General features: G+C 61.9%; 18 protein-coding genes. 9 read left to right on the top strand and 9 right to left on the bottom strand.

The window, feature by feature from the left end:
• Positions 1-32 precede the first annotated feature (32 nt).
• From gatB to JJJ17_RS05880, 4 genes are all read left to right on the top strand, one after another.
• Positions 33-1547, top strand: a complete 1515-nt coding sequence (gene gatB, locus JJJ17_RS05895; protein ID WP_200684452.1) for an Asp-tRNA(Asn)/Glu-tRNA(Gln) amidotransferase subunit GatB — start codon at positions 33-35, stop codon at positions 1545-1547.
• 205 nt (positions 1548-1752) lie between these two features.
• Positions 1753-2532, top strand: coding sequence for a hypothetical protein (locus JJJ17_RS05890; protein WP_200684450.1), 780 nt, complete (start codon positions 1753-1755; stop codon positions 2530-2532).
• 90 nt (positions 2533-2622) lie between these two features.
• Positions 2623-2922, top strand: coding sequence for a PRC-barrel domain-containing protein (locus JJJ17_RS05885; RefSeq protein WP_200684448.1), 300 nt, complete (start codon positions 2623-2625; stop codon positions 2920-2922).
• A gap of 302 nt (positions 2923-3224) precedes the next feature.
• Complete coding sequence (locus JJJ17_RS05880) at positions 3225-3662, top strand: DUF4177 domain-containing protein (RefSeq protein ID WP_200684446.1); 438 nt, start codon at positions 3225-3227, stop codon at positions 3660-3662.
• A 32-nt stretch (positions 3663-3694) separates the two neighbouring features.
• Here JJJ17_RS05880 and JJJ17_RS05875 read toward each other — a convergent pair whose 3' ends face one another.
• From JJJ17_RS05875 to JJJ17_RS05840, 8 genes are all read right to left on the bottom strand, one after another.
• Positions 3695-4489, bottom strand: coding sequence for a class II glutamine amidotransferase (locus JJJ17_RS05875; RefSeq protein WP_200684445.1), 795 nt, complete (start codon positions 4487-4489; stop codon positions 3695-3697).
• 63 nt (positions 4490-4552) lie between these two features.
• Entirely contained in the window at positions 4553-4852 is a 300-nt protein-coding gene (locus JJJ17_RS05870) for a DUF1330 domain-containing protein (RefSeq protein ID WP_200684444.1), read from the bottom strand.
• Entirely contained in the window at positions 4849-7506 is a 2658-nt protein-coding gene (alaS, locus tag JJJ17_RS05865; RefSeq protein ID WP_200684443.1) for an alanine--tRNA ligase, read from the bottom strand. Before alaS ends, JJJ17_RS05870 begins: the two co-directional genes overlap by 4 nt.
• 245 nt (positions 7507-7751) lie before the next feature.
• Positions 7752-8795 (bottom strand): recombinase RecA, encoded by a 1044-nt coding sequence (recA, locus tag JJJ17_RS05860; RefSeq protein ID WP_407673337.1) that lies wholly within the window; start codon positions 8793-8795, stop codon positions 7752-7754.
• A 192-nt stretch (positions 8796-8987) separates the two neighbouring features.
• On the bottom strand, positions 8988-11105 hold the full coding sequence (locus tag JJJ17_RS05855; protein ID WP_234463885.1) for an ATP-binding protein: 2118 nt from the start codon (positions 11103-11105) through the stop codon (positions 8988-8990).
• A gap of 86 nt (positions 11106-11191) precedes the next feature.
• Positions 11192-12337, bottom strand: a complete 1146-nt coding sequence (locus JJJ17_RS05850) for an RsmB/NOP family class I SAM-dependent RNA methyltransferase (protein WP_200684440.1) — start codon at positions 12335-12337, stop codon at positions 11192-11194.
• A 6-nt stretch (positions 12338-12343) separates the two neighbouring features.
• Complete coding sequence (locus tag JJJ17_RS05845; RefSeq protein ID WP_200684438.1) at positions 12344-13513, bottom strand: nucleotide sugar dehydrogenase; 1170 nt, start codon at positions 13511-13513, stop codon at positions 12344-12346.
• Between the two features lie 172 nt (positions 13514-13685).
• Entirely contained in the window at positions 13686-14303 is a 618-nt protein-coding gene (locus tag JJJ17_RS05840; RefSeq protein ID WP_200684431.1) for a helix-turn-helix transcriptional regulator, read from the bottom strand.
• A 140-nt stretch (positions 14304-14443) separates the two neighbouring features.
• Here JJJ17_RS05840 and JJJ17_RS05835 point away from each other — a divergent pair, with 140 nt between their 5' ends.
• Together JJJ17_RS05835 and JJJ17_RS05830 are read left to right on the top strand one after the other, a co-directional pair.
• Positions 14444-14653: a hypothetical protein gene (locus tag JJJ17_RS05835; RefSeq protein ID WP_200684429.1), complete on the top strand. Its 210-nt coding sequence runs from the start codon at positions 14444-14446 to the stop codon at positions 14651-14653.
• Positions 14654-14673: 20 nt separating this feature from the next.
• On the top strand, positions 14674-15294 hold the full coding sequence (locus JJJ17_RS05830) for an acyl-homoserine-lactone synthase (protein ID WP_200684427.1): 621 nt from the start codon (positions 14674-14676) through the stop codon (positions 15292-15294).
• 123 nt (positions 15295-15417) lie between these two features.
• Here the strand turns inward: JJJ17_RS05830 and JJJ17_RS05825 are convergent, their stop codons facing one another.
• Positions 15418-16179, bottom strand: a complete 762-nt coding sequence (locus JJJ17_RS05825; RefSeq protein ID WP_200684425.1) for an NAD kinase — start codon at positions 16177-16179, stop codon at positions 15418-15420.
• Positions 16180-16347: 168 nt separating this feature from the next.
• Here JJJ17_RS05825 and glyA point away from each other — a divergent pair, with 168 nt between their 5' ends.
• From glyA to JJJ17_RS05810, 3 genes are all read left to right on the top strand, one after another.
• Positions 16348-17643, top strand: coding sequence for a serine hydroxymethyltransferase (glyA, locus tag JJJ17_RS05820; protein ID WP_200684423.1), 1296 nt, complete (start codon positions 16348-16350; stop codon positions 17641-17643).
• Between the two features lie 259 nt (positions 17644-17902).
• Positions 17903-19435, top strand: coding sequence for an acyl-CoA carboxylase subunit beta (locus JJJ17_RS05815; protein WP_200684421.1), 1533 nt, complete (start codon positions 17903-17905; stop codon positions 19433-19435).
• A 205-nt stretch (positions 19436-19640) separates the two neighbouring features.
• Positions 19641-19784, top strand: coding sequence for a hypothetical protein (locus JJJ17_RS05810; protein WP_200684420.1), 144 nt, complete (start codon positions 19641-19643; stop codon positions 19782-19784).
• The last annotated feature ends 79 nt before the right edge of the window (positions 19785-19863 follow it).

Below are 19863 nucleotides of genomic sequence, written 5' to 3'. Positions count from 1 at the left end.
GAAGGCAGGGCACTCATGTTCGGGGAATTGCCATGCTTGACCATCTGACCTTCACCTCGCCCGAGCCCAAAGTCATTCAGGGCGCGAAACAGGACTGGGAACTGGTCATCGGGCTAGAGGTCCATGCTCAGGTCGCCTCGAACGCGAAACTCTTTTCGGGCGCGTCCACCACCTTCGGGGCCGAGCCCAATTCCAACGTCGCTTTCGTCGATGCCGCCATGCCCGGCATGCTGCCCGTCATCAACGAATTCTGCGTCGCGCAGGCCGTCCGCACCGGCCTTGGCATCAATGCCGCAATCAACCTGCGCTCGGCCTTCGACCGGAAGAACTATTTCTACCCGGACCTGCCGCAGGGATATCAGATCAGCCAGCTTTACCACCCCATCGTCGGCGAGGGTGAGGTGATCGTGGATATGGGCCCCGGCATCGCCCGCCGCGTCAGGATCGAGCGTATTCACCTTGAACAGGACGCCGGCAAATCGATCCACGACATGGACCCGAATATGTCCTTCGTGGACCTGAACCGCACCGGCGTCGCCCTGATGGAGATCGTCAGCCGCCCCGACATTCGCGGCCCCGAAGAAGCCGCCGCCTATGTCTCGAAGCTGCGCCAGATCATGCGCTATCTGGGCACCTGCGACGGCAATATGCAAAACGGCAACCTGCGCGCCGATGTGAATGTCAGCATCTGCGCGCCCGGCGCTTACGAGCGTTATCAGGAAACCGGCGATTTCAGCCATCTCGGCACCCGCTGCGAGATCAAGAACATGAACTCGCTGCGCTTCATTCAGGCCGCCATCGATTACGAGGCCCGCCGCCAGATCGCCATCGTCGAGGATGGCGGCAAGGTCGTGCAGGAAACCCGTCTCTACGACGCCGACAAGGGCGAGACTCGCTCGATGCGGTCCAAGGAAGAGGCGCATGATTATCGCTACTTCCCCGATCCCGACCTGCTGCCGCTGGAGATCGAGCAGGCCTGGGTGGACGACATCGCCGCCGATATGCCGGAACTGCCGGACGCCAAGAAGGCGCGTTTCGTGAAGGATATGGGGCTGTCTGAATATGACGCGGGCGTGCTGACCGCCGAGGTCGAGAATGCCGACTATTTCGAGGCCGTGTCGCAGGGCCGCGACGGCAAGCAGGCGGCCAACTGGGTCATCAACGAATTGTTCGGGCGTCTGAACAAAGAGGGGCTGACGGTCGAAACCTCGCCCGTCTCTGCCACGCAACTGGGCGGCGTGATCGACCTGATCGCCAAAGGCGACATCTCGGGCAAGATCGCCAAGGACCTGTTCGAGATCCTGTGGACCGAAGGCGGCGACCCCGCCGAGATCGTGGACTCGCGCGGCATGAAACAGGTCACCGACCTTGGCGCGATCGAGGCCGCTGTGGACGACATCATCGCCGCCAACCCCGCACAGGTGGAAAAGGCCAAGGCCAATCCGAAACTTGCGGGCTGGTTCGTGGGGCAGGTTCTGAAAGCCACCGGCGGCAAGGCCAATCCGGCCGCGGTGAACGAGTTGGTGGCGCAGAAGCTGGGACTGTGACATGGCGCGAAGACCGATTGTCACTCTGGTCTTCGCCTTTGTTTTTCTTGGCTATTGCCTGATCTTCCTGTTCGCAGGGCTTTGGCCCAATATCCTGAGCATCGTCCCTGCGATCCTCATTCCGGCACTGATCTGCGGTATCATCTACAGTCAGCAGGTGCGGATAACCCTGCCAATCCGACAGCATGCAAAGATCGCATTCTGGATGGCATTCGGCTTTGCCGTTCCTGCGGCGCTTGGATTTCTGCTGCTCGTCGGGATCGTCGGCTCCACTTATTCAGGCGAGAGCTTCTCCGAAAGCCTTGTCAGCTTGTTGTTCGGCGACATCCGAAAGACAGGCGCCTTTCTGATCATCGGCCTCGCGCAGTTCCTCGGCCTGTGGCTGGCCAGCATGTTCGGGCTGGTGGTCGGGCAGCATATCGCCCAGCCCAGCGTCAAAACGCCAGAAGCCGTTTCAACAGGCGGGCTTTCACCCGTCGCCAACGAAGAACCGCCTGCCCTCCTCAGCAACATCCGGCAGGATGACGAACCGTCCGACGGCGTGGGACGCGCGCCCGGCACTGTCCGACTGGTCACTCTGCTGACGCTCATCAGCCTCGCGCTCTTGTTCCTCTTCGCATACGCCGCTGGCCGACCCATTGGCTTCAGCGGTCCGGTCGAGCTGATCTTCCCGCTCTTCGTCGCAACGGCGCTTGGCGCGTGGTGGGCAACGGCAATCCGGTCTCAGCCGGATCGACAGCAACGCGCACGTGTCGCGATCTGGTCCACCATCCTCGGCTGGCTGGTGATCGCAGCATATTGGGTCTTTCTGGTCATCACCGTTATCGGCCTGTCCAACCTCAACGAGATGCAGGGCCTCGAGCTGGACGTCACCGCAGTTTCGCTGATGATAATGACCACCACCACGCTGATCACGCTTGCCATCACCTATGCGATTCTGGAGTTCGGTCTATGGCTGGGCGCATGGCTGGCCCGACGCCGCTAAATCCGGCCCTGAAGGTCAACTGACCTTTATTAACGGAACGGTTCACCGCCCCGCTCGCGTTCCCTTGTTGTAGGAACAGGAGGAGACGTCATGGATCATTCCGAACATATCCGTCTGAACGAGGACGAGTTGACCGATGCGGTGCTGACCGGCGCCACGGTTTACGGCCCCGGCGATGAGACGATCGGCACCGTGTCCCATGTCCATGGACAGGGCGCGGGCGCGCAGGTCATCATCGATGTCGGCGGTTTCCTTGGCATCGGCGCCAAGCCGGTCGCGGTGCCTGCCGCCAATCTTGACCTGATGCGCGACGTTGATGGCAGCGTGCATGGCGTGACCAACTGGACCAAGGATCAGTTGAAAGACATGCCCGAACATCACGAATCGTAATAGCTTCCTGAACCGGAAGCTGCCGGGCAGCAAGGCGCAAGCCCCTGCCCGGCAGCAGCAACCTCAGCGTTGGCTTCCCGCCCCCCGCGCAACACCACCGTTCGCAAGCTGTGTACGCCCTGTGCACGCGCTGTGCATCAGCGGTGCACGCCTTGTGCGGCCAGATTCCCAGCATTTGCTGACAATTCCGCGCCCGCCCCTTCGGCAGGTCACAGCGCAACACCCGGCTCACCGAAACGCAACACTTTCATCACTCGTTCATCTGTCCTATCAGATGTTCAGCCCGAGCCTGAGGATATTCCATGCGCTACGAATACACCGCCATCGCCGCCCCGAACCGTGGTGAGAAGGCCAAGGACGCCAAGACGCCGACCGACCGTTACGCCCTGTCGCTGACGGCGGAACTGAACCGCATGGCCGCCGATGGCTGGGAATATGTCCGCGCCGATGTCCTGCCCAGCGAAGAGCGCAGCGGCCTGACCAGCCGCACCACCGTCTATCATAACCTGTTGGTTTTCCGTCGCGAATTGGCAGCTGCGACGCTGACCGCACCCGCGCCGCAACCCGAATATCCGGTCGCGGCCTCGCCCGCCCGCGCGCCCGAGCCAAGCCCGGCGACACCGGCGGCTGCGGCACCGCAAAAGGCCGAAGATCCCGCGATCAATGCTGCGCGCCCGCAACCGGAATCGCAGGGCGAAGCAACCCCGCCCGCACCGCGCGTCCCACCGTCAAACGATTGATCTGATAGCCTATTCTGACGCCGCGCCCGCGCTCAGGCGGCGCGTGCGTCCGCATGTGGCGCAAAGGCTTCGGTCACCAAATCCCGACCTTCGAAGATGCAGAAACTGCCCTGCGGCACCTCTTGCCAATCTTCCTCATCGGTCTCCAACGGTTCCGACACCAGCGCCCGCCCGTTCCGGCTTTCCGACCAGCGGTGATACAGGCTCGGCGCCTGATCGTCGCTGGCATGGCGCACCGCATAAAGCCGCTCCCCATCGGAAAAGGCACAGGCGATCCGCACATGCGGCGCAGTGCCCCGGCGCACCGACAACTCGGTCAGCCGCGCCACCGCCCGCTCCATCGCGCCCTTCGGATCACGCTCCAACCCCTCGCCAAGCGCGATCAGGAACAGTGCCTCACTATCGGTCGCGCCTTTGCGATGTGGGTAGAATTCATCCGGGATCATGAAATCCGCATCCCGGCGAAAGGCATCATAGCCGCCGAACTGCCCGTTATGCATGAAGCTCCACCGCCCGACGACAAAGGGGTGGCAATTGTTCCGGCTGGTCGCCGTCCCGGTCGAGGCGCGGACATGCGCCAGAAACAGGCCAGAGCGTACCTGATTGACAAGATTATGCAAATTCGGGTCGGACCATGCGGGCATCACATCGCGGTAAAGCCCCGGCTCGGGTCGTTCACCATACCATGCGATGCCAAAACCGTCCGCATTCACCGGCGTCATGCATCGCTGAGCGCGCTGACTTTGCCGGATCAGCGAATGCGCCGGACGGCTGACGATATCTTCCAGAAAGATCGGCTGGCCCAGATAGGCGGCCCAACGACACATGCCCTGCCCCGTTTTATTGTTCTGTTTCACACAGAACTAGCACGAGTCGTTAAGGATTTCACCTTATTCCGCAGGCGGAGGCGTCTCTTCCACGATCACGAGATCGCGCTCGGACGCGCCACGGGCATGATCCAGCGCCGCCTGATATTCGCTGCTGTTATAACAGGCAACCGCAGCCTCGAAACTGGGAAAGCGGGCGACGACATTCCGCGCCCGGTCATTGCCTTCCATCTGCTGATACCGACCGCCGCGCGCCAGAAAAACCCCGCCATGCGCTGCAATCGCGGGGCCGGCCTCTTTGGCGTAACGGCCATAGGCATCGGCATCCGTCACCGTCACATGGGCGATCCAAAGGGCAGTCATGCGCTTTCTCCGATCAGTTTTTCAACATCCGCAAAGGCAGCATCCGCCGCCGCCACACTGGGCGCGCCGCCCTGCGCGCGATCCGGGCGGCCACCGCCACCCTTGCCGCCAAGCGCCGCCGTCGCCGCCTGCACCAGCGCCACCGCACTGATCCGGTCGGTCAGATCATTGGTCACGCCAGCGGCAACGGTTGCTTTACCGTCAGCTTCCGCAAGCAGCAGCACCGCCCCCGAGCCAAGCTGCGCCTTCATCTCATCGACCAGCGCCCCAAGCTCCTTGCCGGAAACGCCATCGACCTTGCGCCCGATGAATTTTACGCCGCCGATCTCTTTCGCCTCGGCATCGCCGCCGCTGCCCATGGCAAGCTGCCGCTTCAACTGCGCGACCTCATTGACCAGCGCCTTCCGCTCATCGGCCAAAGCGCGAACCTTGCCCACGACATCCCCGGCCTGCGCCTTCAGAATGCCTGCAATTTCAGACAGTTCCAGATCGACGCGACGCAGTTCGGCCATCGCCGCCTGCCCGGTCAACGCCTCGATCCGCCGGATACCGGCCGCCGAAGCCGTCTCGGCGGTCAAGGCAAACATCCCGATATCGCCGGTGCGGCCGACATGGGTGCCGCCGCAAAGCTCCAGCGAATAGGTCTTGCCATTCGCGCCCTTGCCCGAGCCGGGCTGCTCACCCATCGAAACGACGCGAACCTCATCCCCGTATTTTTCGCCAAACAGCGCCTGCGCGCCCAGACCGCGCGCATCGTCAGGCGTCATGATCCGCGTCTCGACCGGGGTGTTTTGGCGAATATACTCGTTCACCTCTTGCTCGACCTGCGCGATTTCATCCTGCGTCAACGCCTTGGAATGGCTGAAATCGAAGCGCAGACGGTCGGGCGCATTCAGGCTGCCCCGCTGCGCGACGTGATCGCCAAGCGCGCGGCGCAACGCCTCGTGCAGCAGATGCGTGGCGGAATGGTTCGCGCGGATCGCGCTGCGGCGATCATGATCGACCGACAGGGTCGCACCCTGCCCGCGCTGGATCGAGCCCAACGTCACCTCGGCCACATGCACGAACACGCCCGCAACCTTCTTGGTATCGGTGACCCGCGCCGCGCCGGTCTCGGTCTTGATCAACCCGGTATCGCCAACCTGCCCGCCCGATTCCGCGTAGAACGGCGACTGGTTGACGACAATCTGAACCGTCTCACCCTCTTTCGCCTCATCCTTCTGCGCGCCATCGGCGATCAACGCCAAAACCTGCCCCTCGGCCTCTTCGGTGTCATAGCCCAGGAATTCGGTGGTGCCGTGCTGCTCGGCAATGTCATACCAGACCGAGGCATCCTGCGTGTCACCCGACCCCGACCATGCCGCCCGCGCCTTGGCCTTCTGCTCTGCCATCGCGCTATCAAAGCCCGACACATCGACCGACCGGCCCTGCTCGCGCAGCGCGTCCTGGGTCAGATCCAGCGGGAAGCCATAGGTGTCATACAGCTTGAACGCCGCCTCGCCCGGCAGATTGGCACCTTCCGGCAGCCGCGAAACCTCATCATCCAGCAGTCGCAAACCACGGTCCAGCGTCTGCCGGAAACGGCTTTCCTCGCTTTTCAGCGTCTCTTCGATCAGCGCCTGAGCCCGGTTCAATTCGGGATAGGCCGCACCCATCTGCTGAACCAGTGCCGGAACCAGCCGATACATGACCGGGTCTTTCGCGCCCAGCATATGCGCATGCCGCATCGCCCGGCGCATGATCCGCCGCAGCACATAGCCGCGCCCCTCATTCGAGGGCATCACCCCGTCCGCGATCAGGAAACTGGTGGACCGCAGATGGTCGGCGATGACGCGGTGATGCACCTTGCCCGGTCCGTCAGGGTCGCTGCTGGTGGCATGAGCACTAGCCTCGATCAGGCTGCGCATCAGGTCGGTGTCATAATTGTCGTGCTTGCCTTGCAGCAGCGCGCCGATCCGCTCCAGCCCCATGCCGGTATCGATGGACTGCATGTCCAACTCGCGCATCGAGCCATCCTCGAACAGCTCGTTCTGCATGAAAACAAGGTTCCAGATCTCGATGAAACGGTCGCCATCCTCATCGGCGCTGCCCGGAGGGCCGCCCCAGATATGATCGCCGTGATCGTAGAAAATCTCGGTGCAGGGGCCGCAAGGCCCGGTCGGCCCCATCTGCCAGAAATTGTCGCTGGTGGCGATACGGATGATGCGATCATCCGACAGACCCGCGACCTTCTTCCAGATATTCGCCGCCTCTTCATCGGTATGGTAAACCGTGACCAGCAGCTTGTCCTTCGGAATGCCGAATTCCTTGGTCAAAAGCTCCCACGCATAGGGGATCGCGTTTTCCTTGAAGTAATCGCCGAAGCTGAAATTGCCCAGCATTTCAAAGAAAGTGTGGTGCCGCGCGGTATAGCCGACATTGTCCAGATCGTTATGCTTGCCACCTGCCCGCACGCATTTCTGCGCGGTGGTGGCGCGCTGATAATCCCGCTTCTCGACCCCGGTGAACAGGTTCTTGAACTGCACCATCCCCGAATTGGTGAACATCAGGGTCGGATCGTTTCTCGGCACCAGAGGGCTGGATTCCACGACGCGATGGCCGTTCTTCCCGTAGTAGTTGAGAAAGGTGGATCGGATGTCGTTCAGACTGGGCATGGCGGGCCTTCATCGCAAAGCGGTCGCAAGGATTTCCGGCATCCGCCGGGCTGAGGCCGGTCTAGCCGCAGGCAGCCCCACTGTCCAGCAATGACAGGCCAAAGGCACTCGCCACCCAGTCTCCTTCTTCTTCATCTAAATATCCCGGGGGTCCGGGGGCGGCGCCCCCGACTTGCTTCCCCGGATAATGAAAAAGCGCGAGGTCATCCCCCGCGCTTCTCACAAAAACAGGCTCTCTACCGAAGTCACTCTTCGGTCAGCGCCTCATCATCGCCGGAATCCGCAAAGTCCAACCCGTGGCTCGCCCGGATCTTGTCCTCGATCGCCAGCGCAATATCGGGATTGTCGCGCAGGAATTGCTTGGCATTCTCACGCCCCTGCCCGATCCGTTCGTCGCCATGCGAATACCAGGCGCCCGATTTCTCGACCACGCCGGCCTTCACGCCAAGATCGATCAATTCGCCGACCTTGCTGATGCCTTCGCCATACATGATGTCGAATTCCACCTGCCGGAAGGGCGGCGCGACCTTGTTCTTCACCACTTTCACCCGGGTCGCGTTGCCGATCACCTCATCACGATCCTTGATCGCGCCGGTGCGGCGGATGTCCAGACGGACCGAGGCGTAGAATTTCAGCGCATTGCCGCCCGTCGTCGTTTCCGGGTTACCGAACATCACGCCGATCTTCATGCGGATCTGGTTGATGAAGATCACCATACAGTTCGACCGCCCGATCGAGGCGGTCAGCTTGCGCATCGCCTGGCTCATCAGACGGGCCTGCGACCCCATCTGCATATCGCCCATATCGCCTTCAATTTCCGATTTCGGCGTCAGCGCCGCGACCGAATCGACCACGACCAGATTGACCGCGCCGGACCGCACCAGCGTATCCACGATCTCCAGCGCCTGTTCGCCGGTATCGGGCTGGCTGATCAGCAATTCGTCCAGATCGACGCCCAGTTTGCGGGCATATTGCGGGTCCAGCGCGTGTTCCGCGTCCACGAAGGCGCAGACCCCGCCTTTCTTCTGTTCCTCGGCCACCACATGCAGCGTCAGCGTGGTCTTGCCCGAGCTTTCCGGCCCGAAAATCTCGATGATACGGCCTTTCGGCAGACCGCCGATGCCAAGGGCGATGTCCAGCCCCAATGAGCCGGTCGAGGTCGCCTCGATCTCGGCCACCGGGCTGTCCTTGCCCAGTTTCATGATCGAACCCTTGCCGAATTGCCGCTCGATCTGTGCCAAGGCGCTGTCCAGAGCCTTCTGCTTGTCAGCGCTGCGCTTGTCATTCATGTCGAAGATGCTCGCCTGTGCCTGTGCCATGTCGTCCTCACCGTTATTTCACAGCCTCCGGGCCGGGGCAATCTACCCGGGCAAGGCCAATGTTCACTTCTTGTTCTCATTCTCATTTGCGCGATTCCGGCGTGGATTTCAAGCGTTAACTGCAATCCACAGCGCCGCCAGACGCCTTTTCTGCGCATTTGGTCAGTGGATTTTGTTCTCGCCGGGCGTATCAAGCTGTTGCTGGACGATCTGTGTCAGTTCGGTCAGCGTGAACGGCTTGGCAAGGAAAGCCGAACCGGGAACCGGCGGGCGACCCTCGGCGAAGATGTCGTCGGTATAGCCCGACATGAAGACCACCCGCGTCTGCGGTCGGTCCACCAGCGCCGTGCGGACCCAGCTTGGCCCGTCCATCCCCGGCATGACCACATCGGTCACGAAGACATCGACACGCAAACGATCATCCGACAAAAGCTGCAAGGCCGCCTCGGCGCTGTCGGCCTCATGCACCTCGTAACCTTTCAGACGCAGCGCCCGGACGGCGAAGGCGCGGACCGGGGCCTCATCCTCGACCAGAAGCACGGTCGCGCCTTGTTCCGGGCGCAGATCGCCGGTCACCGGCTCGGGCACGGGCCTGGCCTGCGGCACCTGGGACAGCGCCGCATGCGGATGGGCGGGAAAATAGATCGAGAAGCACGTCCCGGTATCTGGCGCGCTATCGCAGAAGATATAGCCACCCATCTGCTTGACGATGCCGTAGGCGGTGGAAAGGCCAAGGCCGGTCCCCTCGCCCGTGCGTTTGGTGGTGAAGAAAGGCTCGAAAATCTTGTCCATCAGTTCGGGGCTGATGCCGTGACCTTCGTCGCAGACGCGGATGCGGACATATTCGCCTTTGGGCAAGGCAACCCGTCCGCGGGACAGCGGATTGTCCAGATGCTGGTTGTCGGTCAGCACCTCGATATCGCCACCCTCTGGCATAGCATCGCGCGCATTCACCACCAGATTCATGATCACCTGCTCAAGCTGCCGCTTATCGGCGCGGATCGGGCGCAGGGCGCTGTCATTGCGGATCGTCAGCCCGACCCGCTCACCCACCAGCCGGTTCAGAAGATGCGTCAGATCGGCCAGCGTGTCGCGCAGATCCAACATTTCCAGTTTCAGGTTCTGCTTGCGCGAGAAGGCCAGAAGCTGCCCGACCAAAGCAGCGGCGCGGTTGGTGTTCTGGCTGATCTGATCGAGATCCGAGAAATCGGGATCGCCCTTGTCATGGCGCAGCATCAGCAGGTCGCAATGGCCACGAATGGCGGTCAGCAGGTTGTTGAAATCATGCGCCACGCCACCCGCAAGCTGGCCAATCGCCTGCATCTTCTGACTTTGCACAAACTGCGCCTCAAGCGTCTTCAGCGCGCTTGCATCATTCAGCACCGCGATCAGCCCCGGCGCCTCGGTCGGGTCGGGCGAGAGCGTGACCTGCACATGGCGTTCAGCCCCGGCTTCCGTTCGCTGATCTCCTCCACGCTGGCGCAGCATCTCGCTGCGCGGCTCGACCAGCCCGGTGGCAGCCTCGGCGATCCATTCGCCTGCAGGACGGCCCGGCCCCTCCAGTAACGCCGAAATATGCAGCGGCTCGTCGGTGTCAGACAAAGGCGGCATCGACAGCAGATTCCGCGCGGCGCTGTTGGCGCGGCGGATAATGCCGTCCGGGCCGATCTTCAGCAGGGCCACGGCAATCGCCTCGAACAGATCGGCATCCTTCGGCGACAGCATCTCGTCCGCGCCGACAGCAGGCAAATGCTGGCCCGCAGCGTGGAAGGACCAGACCTGCAATACCGGATGCGGCGCAGCGCTGAGCGCGATCACGTCGCCCGAGGCAAGCTGCATTTCGACACTGGCGGCGTAGGCGACGCGACGGGTCATCTCGGCGATTTCGGCATCGGCATCGGCACGAAAGCGCGACACCAGCGCAAGGATCGGCTGGCCAGTCAGATCGCCAAAGGTCGCAACGGCGGGATTGTTCTGGAACAGAACCCGTCCTTCCGTATCGCAGATCCAGATCGGCTCGGGCGCCGCCCGCGCCTCGCTGCGGACCACGATCAAGGCACGCCGCGCCGCAATCCGCCGGACCAGATGCGCCAGCGAGATCGCCCCGCCAAGAAAATACCAGCCAAGCGCCACGCTGGTGAAGATGATGGCCGCCGTGCCGCCTCGCAAATCCGGCCATATCAGCAGCAGCAAAGCCGTGACCGCCATCGGCAACAGCAACAGCGGCAGAATCGCCAGACTGCCCGGAGGAATACCGCTTTGTTGATCCCAATGTGCCATCCGACGAGCCTTTCTTCGACCATCTGATGGTGTGGATAGCGACAGATCGCTTAAAATAGCGTTAACGCGCCTCAGATGGCGCGACATCAGCCGTCTCGCCGCGAGAGCGACAGGAAAAAGCCGTCGCTGGCGTCAATTGGCGTCCAGCGCTGGCGCAGCGTTTCCGTGAAACCGGATTGCTGCAGAAAGCGGTCGATCTGCGCGCCATTCTCTTCCTCGAAAACCGAGCAGGTCATATAGGCCAGATGCCCGCCGGGGCGGACATGCGGCGCTGCCTTGCGCAGGATGTCCGCCTGCACCGCGATAACCTCATCCAGCTTTGCCCGTGTCAGACGCCATTTCTGATCGGGGGTCCGCCGCCATGTCCCGGAACCGGAACAGGGAACGTCGGTCACAACCAGATCGAACGCGCCGGTCACGCCCGTCGCGACCTCGATCTTCACCCCGGCCCGTTTGGCGCGCGCAGGCAGATCGGCCATCCGCGCGGGATCGGCATCATGGGCGGTCATCCGCAAAGGCTGCATCCGCGAGGCCAGCGCCAGCGCCTTGCCGCCGCCGCCCGCGCAGTAATCCAGCACCCGTTGACCCGGCGACAGCGGCAGCGCCGCGCAGGCCAGTTGCGGCGACAGATCCTGCAATTCCACCAGACCATCGCGATAAGCGGTGGATTGCGACAGCCGACGCTCATTCGCGGTGACTTTCAGCGCGGTTTGCAGACGATCATCCGCCACTGCGTCGATCCCGTCCGCAGCCAAAGACGCAATCGCCTGCTGCCGGTCGCCGCGCCGGGGATTGACCCGGAGCCAGACCGGCGCGCGTTCCGTCATCATCTGCGCCATGAGATCCGCATCATCCCCAAGCGCCCCCCGCCACAAAGGCAAAAGCCAGTGGGGCAGATCGACCGCAGCGGTATCGTCAGCGCCAACCGCCTCGGCCTCGGTCAGCGGTGCGGGGGCGTGGCCTTGTCCGGTGAAGACCTGCGCCGGATCGCGACCATCCAGACGGATCAGGCCAATCATCAGGCCGCGCCCGGTCAGCGCCCCTCCGGCGGCAGCCAGTGAATTGCGCCGCCGCAAGGCGTCGAAAACCAGATCGCGAACCGCTGCGCGATCACCCGAGCCGGCAAAACGACTGGCGCGAGACCAACGCAGCAGGGATTGTTCGGCGGGCTGACCCTCCAGCACCCGGTCCAGCACCTCGATCGCGGCGGATATGCGGGCCTCGGGCGTCACTTTGGCTCAGATGTCCCGTTGCAGCAGATCGCGGGTGAAGACCTTGTCGGCGACATCCTCGATTTCTGCATTCAGCCGGTTGGCGATGATCACGTCCGCTTGCTGCTTGAACGTCTCCAGATCGCGGATCACCGGCGAGCGGAAGAAATCATCGGCAGGAAGCGCCGGTTCATAAACGATACAGGGAATGCCCTTGGCCTTGACCCGTTTCATGATGCCCTGAATGGCGCTGTCGCGGAAATTGTCCGAGCCTTCCTTCATCACCAGCCGGTAAACGCCGACGACCTTCGGGTTTCTCGCCACGATCTGTTCGGCAATGAAATCCTTGCGAGTGCGGTTCGATTCCACGATGGCCGCGATCAGGTTCTGCGGCACTTCCGAGTAGTTGGCCAGCAATTGCTTGGTATCCTTGGGCAGGCAGTAACCGCCATAGCCGAAGGAGGGGTTGTTGTAGAAATCCCCGACGCGCGGGTCCAGACTGACGCCCGCGATGATCGCATGCGGATCAAGGCCATGGGTCAGCGCATAGCTGTCCAATTCGTTGAAATAGGCCACGCGCATCGCAAGATAGGTGTTCGAAAACAGCTTGATCGCCTCGGCCTCGGTCGAGTCGGTGAACAGCACCGGCACATCCGCGGACACCGCGCCTTTGACCAGCAGATCGGCGAATTGCCGGGCTTTGTCGCCACGGTCGCCGACGACGATCCGGCTGGGATGCAGGTTGTCGTAAAGCGCCTTCCCCTCGCGCAGAAACTCGGGAGAGAAAATGATGCCATCATGGCCGGTCCGGGCGCGAAGACGGGCGGTGAAGCCGACCGGGACCGTCGATTTCACGATGATCGGCGCATCGGGGGCGTGCTGCAGCGCGGTGGCGATCACCGCTTCAACCGATGAGGTGTCAAAGCCGTTCGTCGCAGGATCGTAATTCGTGGGTGTGGCGACGATAACGAAATCGGCGTCGGCAAAGGCCTCTGCCGGATCGGTCGTGGCTGTCAGGTCCAGATCGCGCGTGGCAAAGAACTGCGCGATCTCGGCATCCTCAATCGGGCTCTGCCGCGCATTGACCGCCGCAACCCGGCTTGCATCGATATCCAGTGCCAGCACTTTTTCATGCTGCGCCAACAAAACGGCATTCGAAAGGCCGACATAGCCCAGACCTGCAACCGCAATCTTCATACAATGCTCCACCCGCAATCGCTTCATTCCATAGCCGCAGTGCGGTTCAAAGTCCACGCGCACGGTGCCATGCCACCGCCTGTCCGCTGCGCCTGCAACAGACAGGCGATGCCAAAAGCGCTATGACTTTTCGGACAATCTCAAGGCGTTGCGTGCGACAAGGTTTCGCGGATCAAAGATAGTTCCGCGCCACCGCCAAGGCCACCGCCTGCGTGCGCGTCTTGGCGCCCAGCTTGTTGCAGGCCTTGATCGCGCGCTGCTTGACCGTCGATTCCGCGATGCCCAGATGCTCGGCCGTGTCGGCCTGCCCCATCCCGTCGCGGAAACAGCGCAGCACGTCAAGCTCTGCCTGGGTCAGCGCGGCGCGGTTCAGGACCAGATCGGTCCACAGCGTGAACTTGGTCTGCGCCATCAGGATTTCGGGGTCGGTAAACTCTCGCGTGGGGTGCGACAACGTCAGGAAAGATCGCTTTCCCGCAACCTTACGCGAAATCGCCACGCCATAGTTCAGCTTGTAACGTCTCGCATGGCTCATCACACCGCGCACATCGGGGATCTTCACCTCGGACCAGCGCACAGCGCCGTCATGGGTGATGGTCCAGACCGCAATCGGGTCGCCGAAGAAGTAGTTCTTTTCCTCATAGACCGCGCGCCATGCCTCGGGATAGGCGTTGAACAGATGCTCGGGGCCCCGATAGGTCAGGTTGAATCCCATGATCCAGCCAGAAGGGGCAATCTCGTAGAGCGCTGCGATCTCTTCATCGAAGTTCGGTATCAAATCTTTCAGCACCGTATTCTCATCAAACTCATCAACTGCAGCGAACGATATGCCTTTTCGGACATCCTGGAAAGGCAGTTTTACAAAATTGTCAAAGACAAATGGCCGCGCACAGGGCTTATTAACCATATTGAAAGAAGGAGTGCCAAAACATGGTTGGTGGAATCAGAGAAGCCCGGCTGGCGACGGCCGAGTTCAGTAAGGACATGGTCGAGACCATGCTGACTTACTTTGACCAATATGCCGAAGACGGGGTGCTGACGATCGAAGTGACCCAATGGGGTCTGTGGTTGCCGCATCCCGAAACGAAAAGCCGTCAATTTCTGGGGCTGGCGAAACTGCCTGATTACTTGAAACAATAACAATTTTTTAAGGTGTTTTCATGAATGACTTTTCACACGACGGCATCTCCGTCGAAGTGCTGGTCTTGCCGCGCGACATGCATCGGTTCGACCTGATCGCATCCTTCCTGCGCTTTCGCAAGCAGATCTTCGTGGACCGCATGGCTTGGCCGCTGCACCACGCCGAAGGGATCGAGTTCGAGCAATACGACACCTTCGACACTGCCTATGTCGTCGCCCATCGTGGCGGCGAAGTGGTGGGCGGCGCGCGACTGAAGCGCACCGACAAAAGCTATGGCAACGGGGTCGTCGTCTATTCCTACATGATCCGGGACGCGCATCTTGGGCTTCTGCCGGGCATGCCGACCGATCTTTGCGACGACACGCCCCCGGTCGATGAGCATAGCTGGGAGCTGACCCGCTTCGCGGCCCTGCCCGTCCCCGGTCTGGCCGAGCGTATTCTTGAAACCGCGAACGCCTATCTGTTCACGGTCGATGCGACGCAATGCCTGTTCCTTGGACCGCCCGCCTTCTTACGAATGGCGTTAAAACTGGGCTGGCATCCCGAACCGATGGGCGCCGTGGTACGAAACGACGACGGACGATTCCTCGCCTTTTCCTGCGAAGTGCTGCCGCCTGACGCAAGACCTGCTGCGCACTGATCGGCTCAAACAACGCCCTCTGCCTGCAAAAGGCAGGGGGCACCGTCGTCGTCACCCCGTTTCGGGGCGACGCCTCAGCCGAACCGTAGGGTGCGTGCTCTGCACGCACCTAACCGCCCCTATTCAGACGAACTGCTCGCGCAGCAACCGCTCTTCAAGCCCATGACCGCTGTCGAACAGCAGCCGGTGACGAATATCTGTGGCCGAACGGATTTCGACGCTGACCACATGCCGGACCGAGCGGCTGTCCGCATCCGCCATGACCGGACGACGCTCGGGGTTCATCACCTCGATCACGACATGCGCGTCTTTCGGCAACAGCGCCCCCCGCCAGCGGCGTGGCCGGAACGGCGCGATCGCGGTCAGCGCCAGCACCTCGGAATTGATCGGCAGGATCGGGCCATGGGCGGAATAATTATAGGCCGTGGACCCCGCAGGCGTCGCCACCAGCGCGCCATCGCAGACGAGTTCCTCCATCCGCAGCTTGCCGTCCACATGAACGCGCAGCTTCGCCGCCTGTGGGCCTTCGCGCAGCAGGCTGACCTCATTAATGGCAAGCGCCTCTTGCACGCTGCCATCGGCGCATCGGGCCTGCATCCAAAGTGGGTTGATCACCGTCTCCTCTGCCGCGGCCAGACGCTCGGGCAGGGTTTCCTCGTGATAATGGTTCATCAGAAAGCCGACGGTGCCGCGGTTCATGCCATAGACCGGCAGATCGCGGCCATGCATCGCGTGCAGCGTCTGCAGCATGAACCCGTCGCCACCAAGCGCCACCACACGCTCGGCCTGATCCAGCGAGGATTGCCCATAGCGGCGGGTCAGCGCGGCCAACGCATCCTGCGCAAGTTTCGACTCGCTGGCGGTGAAATGTAGCTTCGGCATCATGCTGTCCCGCCCCCCTTGGCCTGCGCAGCATCGGTTGCGCCACCCCGGAAGGCAAGTCCCGTCGCGCCCTGCCCGAACGGGTCGCTTTTGACACTTTCGGCAACCATGTCCTTGCGCTAAGAGATGCCATCCCATCCGCACCTGCCCCAGAAGAAGGACGCGCGACAGATGAACGCCCACACCAAGGACACCGGCTATTTCACCGACGATCTGGCCACCCGCGATGCCGATATCGCCAATGCGATCCGGCAGGAACTGGGCCGTCAGCGCGACGAGATCGAGCTGATCGCATCGGAAAACATCGTCTCCAAGGCGGTGCTGGAGGCGCAGGGCTCGGTCCTGACCAACAAATATGCCGAAGGCTATCCGGGCAAGCGCTATTACGGCGGCTGCCAATATGTCGATATCGTCGAGGATCTGGCGATCGAACGCGCCAAGGAACTGTTCGGCGCAGGCTTTGCCAACGTCCAGCCGAATTCGGGCTCGCAGATGAACCAGGCGGTGTTTCTGGCGCTGCTGCAGCCGGGCGACACCTTCATGGGCCTTGACCTGAACTCGGGCGGTCACCTGACCCACGGCTCGCCGGTCAACATGTCGGGCAAATGGTTCAACGTCATCAGCTACGGCGTCCGTCAGCAGGACCAGTTGCTGGATATGGACGATGTCCGCAAAAAGGCGCTGGAGCATAAGCCGAAGCTGATCCTTGCCGGCGGCACCGCCTATAGCCGGGTTTGGGACTGGGCCGAATTCCGCAAGATCGCCGACGAAATCGGCGCCTATCTGATGGTGGACATGGCCCATATCGCCGGTCTGGTCGCAGGCGGTCAGCACCCCTCGCCGGTGCCGCATGCCCATGTCGTCACCACCACCACCCACAAATCGCTGCGCGGCCCGCGTGGCGGCATCGTGCTGACCAACGACGCGGACATCGCCAAGAAGATCAACAGCGCCGTCTTCCCCGGCCTGCAAGGCGGCCCGCTGATGCATGTGATCGCCGCGAAAGCCGTGGCGTTCAAGGAAGCGCTGGACCCCTCGTTCAAGGACTACGCCGCTCAGGTCGTCGCCAATGCGCGGGCGATGGCGGATGAGCTGATGAAGGGCGGCATCGACATCGTCTCGGGCGGCACCGACAACCACCTGTGTCTGGCCGACCTGCGCCCGAAAGGCGTGACCGGCAAGGCCGCCGAAGCAGCCCTTGGCCGCGCCCATATCACCGCCAACAAGAACGGCGTGCCGTTCGACCCGGAAAAACCCTTCGTCACCTCGGGCATCCGTCTGGGCGCACCGGCAGGCACCACCCGTGGCTTTGGTGAGAAAGAGTTCCGTCAGATCGCCCGCTGGATCGTCGAAGTCGTCGATGGACTTGCCGCCAATGGCGAAGACGGCAATGCCGAGGTCGAGGAAAAGGTGAAGGCCGAAGTGGCCGAGCTTTGCGCCCGCTTCCCGCTTTACGCCGGGATGTGAGACGGCCGAATTGGAATAAAAAAGCCCCGCAAGATGCGGGGCTTTTTCTTGTCTGGTTCTGCACCTGAATGATGCAGGGTAAGCGGCATCAAACAAGCCATGGGCACTGAGCCTAGCTGATACCATCACCGTATACACTTTGCAGTTTTGCAATTCGCACGATTGTCGCAGCGAATGTTTTGCAAATTTTCTGCATTCTGCTTTGCTCGGCCCGTCACTCGCATTAACCTTCCGCAAGGTTCGCCGGGAGGAGTTTGCCGTGAAAGACATTTTGCAAGAGCTTGAGCGCCGTCGTGATCAGGCCCGTCTGGGCGGGGGACAGAGGCGGATCGATGCGCAGCATGCGCGGGGCAAACTGACAGCGCGCGAACGGATTGATCTGCTGCTGGACGAAGGCAGCTTTGAAGAATTCGATATGTTCGTGGCCCATCGCTCGACCGATTTCGGGATGGAAGCCGATCGGCCTTATGGTGACGGCGTCGTCACCGGCTGGGGCACGATCAACGGCCGTATCGTCTATGTCTTCAGCCAGGATTTCACGGTCTTCGGCGGTTCTCTTTCGGAAACCCACGCTCAGAAAATCTGCAAGATCATGGATATGGCCGTGCAGAACGGCGCGCCGGTGATTGGGCTGAACGATTCCGGGGGGGCGCGGATTCAGGAAGGCGTCGCCTCGCTTGCAGGCTATGCCGAGGTGTTCAAGCGTAATACGCTGGCCTCGGGCGTGATCCCGCAGATCAGTGTCATCATGGGGCCTTGCGCGGGCGGCGCGGTCTATTCGCCCGCCATGACCGACTTCATCTTCATGGTGAAGGATACCAGCTATATGTTCGTGACCGGCCCGGATGTGGTGAAAACGGTGACGAATGAGGTCGTCACCGCCGAGCAGCTTGGCGGCGCTTCGACCCATACCCGCAAAAGCTCGGTCGCGGATGGCGCGTTCGAGGATGATGTCGAAGCCCTGTCCGAGATTCGCCGCCTGTTCGACTTCCTGCCGCTGAACAATCGCGACGGCGTGCCGGTCAGGCCATTTTTTGACAGCCCCGACCGGATCGAGGAAAGCCTTGATACGCTGATCCCCGACAACCCGAACCAGCCCTATGACATGAAAGAGCTGATCGTGAAGGTCGCGGATGAGGGCGATTTCTACGAGATTCAGAAGGATTTCGCCGCCAACATTATTACAGGCTTTGTTCGCATCGAAGGCCGCACGATTGGCGTCGTCGCCAATCAGCCGATGGTTCTGGCGGGGTGTCTGGATATCGACAGCAGCCGTAAGGCCGCGCGTTTCGTGCGCTTCTGCGATGCCTTCGAAATTCCGATCCTGACGCTGGTTGATGTACCGGGCTTCCTGCCGGGGACGGGTCAGGAATATGGCGGGGTCATCAAGCACGGGGCGAAGCTGCTGTTCGCCTATGGCGAGGCGACGGTGCCGAAAGTGACCGTGATCACCCGCAAGGCCTATGGCGGGGCATATGATGTCATGTCCTCGAAACATCTGCGCGGCGACATGAATTACGCCTGGCCCACCGCGGAAATCGCAGTGATGGGGGCGAAGGGCGCGGTCGAGATTCTCTATCGCAGCGAACTCGGCGATGCCGAAAAGATCGCCGGGCGGACCAAGGATTACGAGGATCGTTTCGCCAACCCCTTCATCGCCGCCGAGAAAGGTTTCATCGACGAGGTGATCCAGCCGCATTCGACCCGTCGCCGGGTCGCGCGTGCCTTTGCGTCCTTGCGCGGAAAGAAGCTGACGAATCCGTGGAAGAAACACGACAACATTCCCCTGTAACCGACGGGAATTTCAACGTGATGCACAAACCCGTGAATGATGCAGCGCAGCCACAGGCAAGCGGAGTTCTGCGCCCCACAGGCCGCCCGGATTGTCCGCGCGCCGGGGCGGACGCTATGATGAGCTCTGGTTCGGCCCACAAAGAAGCCGGCCTCAATCAGAGCAGTCGGGCGCCGATGCGTCCGCGTTACAGGAGCGAGAATTCATGTCGAAGAAAATCATCCTTGGCCTCGTGCTGGTCTCGGCTTTCGCAGCATGCCAACGTCAGGAGCCTGACGTTTACGTGCCGACCCCGACCCCGGCCCCGGTCACTCAAGAGCCCGTTTTCCAAGGCAAATACGGCTCCTGAGTTCGGCCAGACGGCTTTCACGCGCGGGCGGCCGGACCGCCCGCGCCACCCGCGCCCTACCTGTTTTGAAAGGGGCGCA

It is taken from the genome of Paracoccus caeni (assembly GCF_016629665.1).
Classification (GTDB): Bacteria; Pseudomonadota; Alphaproteobacteria; order Rhodobacterales; family Rhodobacteraceae; genus Paracoccus; species Paracoccus caeni.
Note: the sequence above shows the minus strand (reverse complement) of the source record. Positions and strands in the feature narration are given on the sequence as shown.

Bases quoted from the DNA above. Each gene is read 5' to 3' on its own strand.
- gatB (WP_200684452.1), top strand. From the start codon at position 33: ATGCTTGACCATCTGACCTTCACCTCGCCCGAGCCCAAAGTCATTCAG.
- JJJ17_RS05890 (WP_200684450.1), top strand. From the start codon at position 1,753: ATGGCATTCGGCTTTGCCGTTCCTGCGGCGCTTGGATTTCTGCTGCTC.
- JJJ17_RS05885 (WP_200684448.1), top strand. From the start codon at position 2,623: ATGGATCATTCCGAACATATCCGTCTGAACGAGGACGAGTTGACCGAT.
- JJJ17_RS05880 (WP_200684446.1), top strand. From the start codon at position 3,225: ATGCGCTACGAATACACCGCCATCGCCGCCCCGAACCGTGGTGAGAAG.
- JJJ17_RS05875 (WP_200684445.1), bottom strand. From the start codon at position 4,489: ATGTGTCGTTGGGCCGCCTATCTGGGCCAGCCGATCTTTCTGGAAGAT.
- JJJ17_RS05870 (WP_200684444.1), bottom strand. From the start codon at position 4,852: ATGACTGCCCTTTGGATCGCCCATGTGACGGTGACGGATGCCGATGCC.
- alaS (WP_200684443.1), bottom strand. From the start codon at position 7,506: ATGCCCAGTCTGAACGACATCCGATCCACCTTTCTCAACTACTACGGG.
- recA (WP_407673337.1), bottom strand. From the start codon at position 8,795: ATGAATGACAAGCGCAGCGCTGACAAGCAGAAGGCTCTGGACAGCGCC.
- JJJ17_RS05855 (WP_234463885.1), bottom strand. From the start codon at position 11,105: ATGGCACATTGGGATCAACAAAGCGGTATTCCTCCGGGCAGTCTGGCG.
- JJJ17_RS05845 (WP_200684438.1), bottom strand. From the start codon at position 13,513: ATGAAGATTGCGGTTGCAGGTCTGGGCTATGTCGGCCTTTCGAATGCC.
- JJJ17_RS05835 (WP_200684429.1), top strand. From the start codon at position 14,444: ATGGTTGGTGGAATCAGAGAAGCCCGGCTGGCGACGGCCGAGTTCAGT.
- JJJ17_RS05830 (WP_200684427.1), top strand. From the start codon at position 14,674: ATGAATGACTTTTCACACGACGGCATCTCCGTCGAAGTGCTGGTCTTG.
- JJJ17_RS05825 (WP_200684425.1), bottom strand. From the start codon at position 16,179: ATGATGCCGAAGCTACATTTCACCGCCAGCGAGTCGAAACTTGCGCAG.
- glyA (WP_200684423.1), top strand. From the start codon at position 16,348: ATGAACGCCCACACCAAGGACACCGGCTATTTCACCGACGATCTGGCC.
- JJJ17_RS05810 (WP_200684420.1), top strand. From the start codon at position 19,641: ATGTCGAAGAAAATCATCCTTGGCCTCGTGCTGGTCTCGGCTTTCGCA.